This window comes from Spongiactinospora rosea (genome assembly GCF_003315795.1).
In the GTDB taxonomy this organism is placed as follows: Bacteria; Actinomycetota; Actinomycetes; order Streptosporangiales; family Streptosporangiaceae; genus Spongiactinospora; species Spongiactinospora rosea.
In genome coordinates, this window is record NZ_QMEY01000027.1 from 117,401 (window position 1) to 124,422 (window position 7,022).

A 7,022-nucleotide genomic window follows, 5' to 3' on the forward strand; every position below is an offset into this window, starting at 1 on the left:
TCAGTCCGCGTGCCGGTAGTCCGGCCAGGCGGTCGCCCACGGGGTGTTCGGGTCCGAGCAGACCGTGATCGGCCGGCCCTGCTCCTCGTTGGCGACCCCGGTGCCGTGGTCGATCGCCCCGGCGGGCGCGCACTGCGCGAAACGCTCGCGCAGCCGCTCGGGCGGCAGGCCGACGAAGACCGCCGTCCGGGCGGACCGCGGCGGCGGCCCCTGGTACCACAGCTCGTTGTGGCCGCTGTAGACGGTGACGTCCGGGGCGTACTTGTCGAGCGCGCCCGCCTCGCCGTAGTTCGCGGTGATCACGACCGTCTCCGGCGGCAGCGCCCGGTACACCCCGGCGACCTGCGCGGCGAACCGCGGCCAGCCCACCGACTCCCTGGGCACCTCGTTGGGCGAGACGCTGAGCAGCGGCGGCGGGAGCAGCGGCAGGGCCACGGCGATCCCGATCAGCGAGCCGCCGAGCAGACCGCACCAGACCGTACGCCGCCGGGCGGCCCGGCCCTCCATCCACGCGGCGACGGGCACGCAGCCCGCGGCGAAGGCGAAGATCAGGCTGCCCGCCACGTAGTCCGCCCGGCCGCCCGACGCGAACCCGAGCAGGATCGTCACCAGGGTCGCGATGGCCAGCGCCCGGGTCTGCGGCCCGCGGCGCAGCCAGAGCCACCCGACGACGGCGATGGCGAACGCGCCCACGCTGAGCAGCGCGACCAGCATCGGCACGAACATGATCCGGTTCATCGGCTCGCTGAGCGCGGCGGCCATGGTGAGCTGCGGCCAGCCGTTGGCGACCTGGTACACCAGGTTCGGGGAGGCGATCACCGCGGCCAGCACCACCCCCGACCAGAACCACCGGTCGGCGAACACCACCCGCGGCCCCTTCACCGCCAGCCCCGCGGTGACCAGCAGGCCCGTGGCCAGACCGGTGATCAGCAGCACGATCAAGTGCTTGTTGAACGTGGCGGCCCCCGCGACGGCCCCGGCCGCCACCCACCAGCGCCCGTCCCCGCGCAACAGGGCGCGCAGCGCGCACAGCACGCACGCCGTCCAGAACACGAAGTCGGCCGACTGGGTGAGCAGGGTATGCCCGGCCACCAGCGGGAACATCCCGGTACCGAGCCCAGCGGCGGCCAGCGCCTGCGCCCCCGCCCGCCCGCCCAACTCGCGCGCGACCGCCGCGCCGAGCAGTACCAACGCCCCGGCACACAACGCGGGCACGACCCGCAGCCCGACGATCGTGTCCCCGAACAGGCCGGTGGACAGCCGGGCCAGCAGCGGGGTCAGCGGCGGCTGGTCGAAGTACCCCCAGGCGGGGGACTGGCCGAGCAGCCGGAAGTACAGCTCGTCGCGGTGGTAGCCGTACCAGGGACTGAGCGCGAGCAGGGCGACCACGACCACGCCTGCGATGGGACCGATGGCCCGCCAGGCGATGGCGGGGATCGGGGGAGCGGTCATCTGACGGGGGGCTCGAAGCAACATGCCCCCACGGTCCGCCGAGCGAGGGGGGCGTGTCGTCTGCCCGGGAGCGGAACGTGGGGTCACCCCATGGGGATAGCCGGTGGCTCCCCGGGGTGTACGACGCCATGGTCGAACGCGTGGACCGCCGCCCGGTCGCGGTCCGGAGTGGAACGTGGGGGCTGGTGGTTTTCCAGGGTGTACGACGGCTGTGGTCGTATGCGTGGACCGCCGCCGGTTGTGGTCGGTGGGTCAGGCTGTGGGGATGGCCGGGGGTTCTCCGGGGTGTACGACGCCGTGGTCGAAGGCGAAGACCACCGCTCCGGCCCGGTCGCGTACGCCCAGCTTGGTGAAGATCCGGCCGACGTGGGTCTTGACCGTGCCCTCGCCGACCACCAGGTGGCGGGCGATCTCGGCGTTGGTGAGGCCGCGGCCGATGCCTTTGAGCACGTCCAGCTCGCGCGCGGTCAGTTCGCCGAGTCGCCGGACCGCGGCCGGGTCGGTCGCCGGGTCGGTGCGGTAGCGCCGCAGCACCCGCCCGCAGACCGCCGGGTCCAGCCAGCCGTCGCCCGCCGCCACCGCGCGGACCGCGCGCTGGATGTCCTCCGCCGGGGCGTCCTTCAGGCAGAACCCGGACGCGCCCGCCCGCAGCGCCGCGGCCAGTACGGCGTCCTCGCCGAACGTGGTCAGCACCAGCACCCGCGCGGCCGGATCGGCGGCGAGCAGGGCACGGGTGGCCTCGACGCCGTCCATCCGCGGCATCCGGATGTCCATGACCACGGCGTCGGGCCGGGCACGGGCGACCTCGGCCAGCGCCGCGTGCCCATCGGCCGCCTCGCCGACCACGTCGAAGCCGTACGGCTCGCGCAGGATCGTCCGCAGCCCGGCCCTGGCCAGCTCCTGGTCATCGACCAGCACCACCGAGATCATGCCGGGAGGTCCGTCCGCACAGCCCAGCGGCCGTCCTCAGGCCCGGCGGTGACGTGGCCGCCGAGCATGTGTACGCGGTCGGCCATGGCGCGGAGTCCCATGCCGCCATTGTGCCGGGCGGTGCGTGCGGGCAGTGGGTTGGTGACGGTCGCCTGTACCGCGCCCTGTTCCGACACGCTTATCCGGACCTCGACGGGGTGGCGCGGCGCGTGCCGGGTCGCGTTGGCCAGGGCCTCTTGGACCAGCCGGTACAGGATCATCCCGGTGGTCGCGCTCACTGCGGGCAACTCGCCTTCGACGCTCGCGTCCAGGTCCAGACCGGCGGCCCGGTACTCGGCGAACAGGCCGGGCAGCTCCGGCGCGGTGGGCTGCGGGGCGGCCACGGCCGTGCCCTCGTCGGCCAGGACGCGGACCACTTTGCGTAGTTCGGTCATGCTCTGCCGGGCCAGGCGTTCGGCCTCGGCGATCCCGGCGGCGGCCTCCTTGGGGTCGTGTTCGAGCGCCAGGCGTACGCCGCCAAGGTGCAGCACCGTCACCGCGAGGGTGTGCGCCACGATGTCGTGGACGTCGGCGGCCAGCCGCTGCCGTTCGGCCAGGGCCGCGGCGGCGGTGGCGGCGCTCTCGGCCCGGTGCAGCCGCTCGCCTACCTCGATCCGGTAGCGCGCGGCCCAGCCGCTCCAGAAGACGAGGCTCGCGGCGGCCAGCCAGTTCGGCCACCCGGGGTCGGGCGAGGCGTACGCGGCCAGGGCCACCACGCCCAGCGCGGCCAGCCAGATCACCACGCCCGCCCAAAGGCGCAGGGTGAGCGCGACGAACCCGAGGTAGAGCACCAGGACGAACCAGCCGACGCTGTTGACGGCGAGCCCGGTCAGCGCGGCGAAGGCCAGGGGGGCCGCCAATCCGGCCACCTCGGCGACACGGCCGTTCCCCGCGCGGACCATGACGAGGCAGAGCCCGACCAGGGCGGTCCCGCCGGCCAGCGGCCAGGCGGGGTCACCGCCGCGCATGATCGTCTGCGCCCACGACAGCCCGACCAACAACGCCAGCGACCCAAGGCCGACCGGCACCAGCCGGCGGGGAGACACCACCACCCGCCCATCGTAGAAACGCCCGGCCCCCCGCACATCTCCCTGAAGGGATACCCGCCCTCCACCCACGGTCAGAGCCAAAGGGCGGGCCGGGCCCCGGAGTACCTGTCCGCCAGCGACTGTCCGGCGGGGAAGCTCCGCGCTCCGCGCGCAATCGCCTTCGCTTCGCTCAGCCGCCCTTTTCTTATGTCGGGCTCCGCCCGACGCCGTGGCCCGGCCTCGTTCGCCACTTTCCCGCTGTTCCCCACTGATACTCCGGCGGGTTCTACCACGTACTCAATGAGTCGTCGCACGAGAGATGGGCAGGTCCCCTATTACCATCGACGACCTGAGTGTGTGTCGGCTCCTCCCCATCCCGGAGCATGGCCGCCGCCGGAGGCGTCTCTTCAAGGCCCTGGTGCGCTCGGGCCGGGCCGGGCCGGGCTCGCCGGGCCGCTGTCGCACTTCGGTCTCGGCCGGTCCGGGCGCATCTATGTGATCGCCGCCGGGCGGTGCTGGCACAACGCGCCCTCCACCTCTGCCCACCACACCAACAGCGCGAGCATCGGCATCGAGGCCGAGAACAACGGCTCCCAGCCGTGGCCCGCTGGCCAGCTCGACGCCTACCGGAAGCTGTGCGCCGAGCCGTGCAATGCATTCGACCTGCCCGCGTCGAGGGTGCGCGGACACAAGGAAGTGAACCGGGAAAAGCCCGACCCCCACCACATCGACATGAACACCTTCCGGGCCGAGGTCGCCCGGCGCATCAAGGGAGAGAACGACGTGAGCGCCAAGGAACTGTGGACCCACGAGCTGGCATCCGCGACGAGATCGAGAAGGTCACGGTGCGCCTGGACGTCGGCAGCGACCAGCCCTGAATGTGGATCAAGGTGTGGGAAAGCGCTGATTCTCATCACCGAGTTCCGCGCGCTCTTGTGCGACCAGCGAAATACCGCGCTTCGATCTTGCTCCTATAGTTTTCCGCCCCGATCTGAGGGGCCGAACCACCCCTCATCGGGTGTCGAGCAGGGGCATCGACGCGGCCCTATTCGCGTGGGCCTGGTTCACCAGCCAGCGCCGAGTGACGCCAGTCGCTGACCCGCGCGACGACCATGGGCGGCAGCTCGTGGTCGCCAGGCCACAGCCGATGTAGCCGCTTCGCGTCTCGAACGTGGGCCCCGCCTCTTCCCGTAGCAGGGAGGGGCGGGGGCCGTTCTCGTCATGTTGCGCTGTCTTAGATGGCCTGGCTACCCACAGCAGAATTCCTTATCGTGGGACTGTGGCAGACGACGCGTGTGTGAAGCGAATCTCCTACATCATCCTCGCCGATGACCCCGAGGGCGCGGCGGGCTGCTCGTGCGCCTTCGGCCTTGAGCCCATACGCGAGAAGCTCGCTTTCCCGGCATCCATGTTCCCGCCTGGATTCGCCAGCGAGCCGGCCATCTTGGAGCCGCTCATCGACCAGATTCTCAGACGGCTCCGCGAGCATACGGGGGAGAAGTGCATGCTCATTGACATCGAGGACGTTGAGCCAGTTGGGATCAAGACGCCTGGGCTCTAGTTAGAGTCGGCGCTGCGCGTCCTCTGACTGGGCCGCGTAGTACGCCTGATCGCGCGGATACCCGTTCAGAGCGGGTAGTGCCTCGGCGAAGGCGTTGGCTGCGGCCTGCCAGTCGTGGACGGCATACGAAACTTCGGCGCATTGCAACCGGATGCGCACTTCATCCAGCCAGTACAGCCAGCCTGGCCGGTCGTCGCCGGAGCGTTGCGCCAGCTCGTACGCTTGATCGGACAGACGCCGGGCTCGGTCCCGCTCACCCAGTGCCGCAGCCGCCATGGCGCACTCATGTGCGGCAACCGCCCCTGTAATCGGCCGCGCCGTAGCCGCTGCATGCCACGCCGCCGAAGCGATCCGTTCTGCTCGAGCCGGGTCGCGGGAGCTGGTACGCGCGTAGTACGCCCGCACCCGCAAAACCCACGCCGCCATGTCCGAGTTGCCTGCGTCGATCGCCCACCCGTGCGCCAGGTCGAGCCATCCCGCCGCGGCGCCGCGCCGATCATGTTCGGAGGCGACCCAGGACAGCCAATGCGCGTGCTCTGCCGCCAAGACCAGCAACCGGTCTGCTGTTTCCCCGCTGCCGCCGGGGATGAGCCGTGTAACCGTGTCGAGCTGGGAGCGCACCACGGGCCAGAGGTCTTCGCCGCCTACGGCGTCCTCCGCGCGGCGGTGTTCGGCGAGGACGTGTTCGATCCAGTCGGCCACCCGTACATCGCCGCGACCGCTCGTCTGTGCACGCGCTAGGCGTTCCCGCAGATCGGGGTCCGGCATCCATTCTCCCGCCGCCCGTCGAGCGGCACCTCCGAGTTCCTCCGGCACCTGCAGCCCTCTCGTGATGCGATCGATTACGTCGGCGGACTCGACGCGCCGGCGCCCGTTCTCGATCTTGGAGACATGTGATTGCGGCATACCGACCAGCTCGCCCAGCCGCATCTGGGATAGGCCACTCAACTGGCGGTACCGGCGGAACACTTGTGCCCAGTCGCAGCGTGCCCATGCGGCGCGTAGACGCCCGTCTGCCCAGGGTCGGGGAGCCGTCACAGCGGTGACAATACCCCCGGTGTATACAGCCTCGGTATTGGTTTCGCCACACTGCGTGTCGACGATGGCGGAAACGACGGAGTCCGCCGAAGCGCTCGCAACGCTCGACGGACTCCTTGGCCGCAAAGGTGGTGCGACCCGTGACAGATGATAGACCGCCCGTAGTGCCCAAAGAGGGCATGATTGGTGTTACCGCCCAAGACGACGGCCTGTTCCTCGTCTGGGAGGTCGAGTCCGGCAGCGACGGTAAGAGTGGCGTGACCAAGGACGAGGTCGTCGCCGAGAAGGACATGCTGAGTGCTCTGGCGACGTTCCGGCATGGGCGCGGGCGGGTCCGGTACGCCCGGCTCGCCCCCGCCGCACGCGGCACCATCTACGACCACCGGTACGGCTCGACGCTCGTTACCGCGCACCGGACGGACGGCGTGACCATCTCCGTCGTCGGCGACGCGTGGGAGGACACCCAATGAGCGGGTACGGCAGCGCGGCGAGGGACCTTGGTGCGCTGTCGTGCCGTACGGCGGGCCGGCGCGGGCCCGCCAGGCGCGGGCGGCATCCAGGTGGTGTTCACGCTGCCCGCGCCATCCAGTCCACGGTACGGCCGAGCCAGATCGCCCCTGGGCCGTACCGTTCCGCGCGAGGGGTTGGTAGCTCCTCGCGCCGCGCGGGCGGGCTGTGGTTGAGCGCCCGCCCGCGCCCCTTCTTGGCAGGTGTGCAGTGGACTTGCTGTGCGCCGTGAAGCGCTTGCTGATCGAGTGGAGGTGAAAGACCTGCACCGCCGTCTTGTCGCAGCAAGACGGTTGAAGCTGAGGGCAGCCTGACCCGGGAGGTGCCGGGGAGGGTGGCAAGCGGCCCTGACAAAGCCGGGACGTGTCAGCACCGTCAGATGGAGCGGGTCCGGCAAGCGAGACGGAAAGGAGTACGCGAGGAACCGGCGTTTACGCCTCCTAACGTTGCACCGGCTCCAACCTGAC

The 7,022-nt window shown here is 70.9% G+C and carries 7 protein-coding genes; 3 read left to right on the forward strand and 4 right to left on the reverse strand.

Annotation, left to right across the window (positions count from 1 at the left end; translation table 11 throughout):
- From DP939_RS38150 to DP939_RS38160, 3 genes are all read right to left on the reverse strand, one after another.
- Positions 1-1,476 (reverse strand): ArnT family glycosyltransferase, encoded by a 1,476-nt coding sequence (locus DP939_RS38150; protein WP_113985710.1) that lies wholly within the window; start codon positions 1,474-1,476, stop codon positions 1-3.
- 228 nt (positions 1,477-1,704) lie between these two features.
- The gene (locus DP939_RS38155) at positions 1,705-2,382 is read right to left on the reverse strand and encodes a response regulator transcription factor (protein ID WP_113985711.1); all 678 of its coding nucleotides are present in this window, start codon (positions 2,380-2,382) and stop codon (positions 1,705-1,707) included.
- Positions 2,379-3,473: a sensor histidine kinase gene (locus DP939_RS38160; protein WP_113985712.1), complete on the reverse strand. Its 1,095-nt coding sequence runs from the start codon at positions 3,471-3,473 to the stop codon at positions 2,379-2,381. Before DP939_RS38160 ends, DP939_RS38155 begins: the two co-directional genes overlap by 4 nt.
- A 333-nt stretch (positions 3,474-3,806) precedes the next feature.
- Between DP939_RS38160 and DP939_RS38165 the strand changes: the two genes are divergently transcribed.
- The gene (locus DP939_RS38165) at positions 3,807-4,547 is read left to right on the forward strand and encodes a peptidoglycan recognition protein family protein (RefSeq protein ID WP_158578928.1); all 741 of its coding nucleotides are present in this window, start codon (positions 3,807-3,809) and stop codon (positions 4,545-4,547) included.
- 181 nt (positions 4,548-4,728) lie between these two features.
- A complete protein-coding gene (locus tag DP939_RS38170; protein WP_113985714.1) occupies positions 4,729-5,010 on the forward strand; it encodes a hypothetical protein in 282 nt (93 codons plus the stop codon).
- Here DP939_RS38170 and DP939_RS38175 read toward each other — a convergent pair whose 3' ends face one another.
- Entirely contained in the window at positions 5,011-6,048 is a 1,038-nt protein-coding gene (locus DP939_RS38175; protein ID WP_225878736.1) for a helix-turn-helix domain-containing protein, read from the reverse strand.
- A gap of 179 nt (positions 6,049-6,227) precedes the next feature.
- Here DP939_RS38175 and DP939_RS38180 point away from each other — a divergent pair, with 179 nt between their 5' ends.
- A complete protein-coding gene (locus tag DP939_RS38180) occupies positions 6,228-6,518 on the forward strand; it encodes a hypothetical protein (RefSeq protein ID WP_113985715.1) in 291 nt (96 codons plus the stop codon).
- The last annotated feature ends 504 nt before the right edge of the window (positions 6,519-7,022 follow it).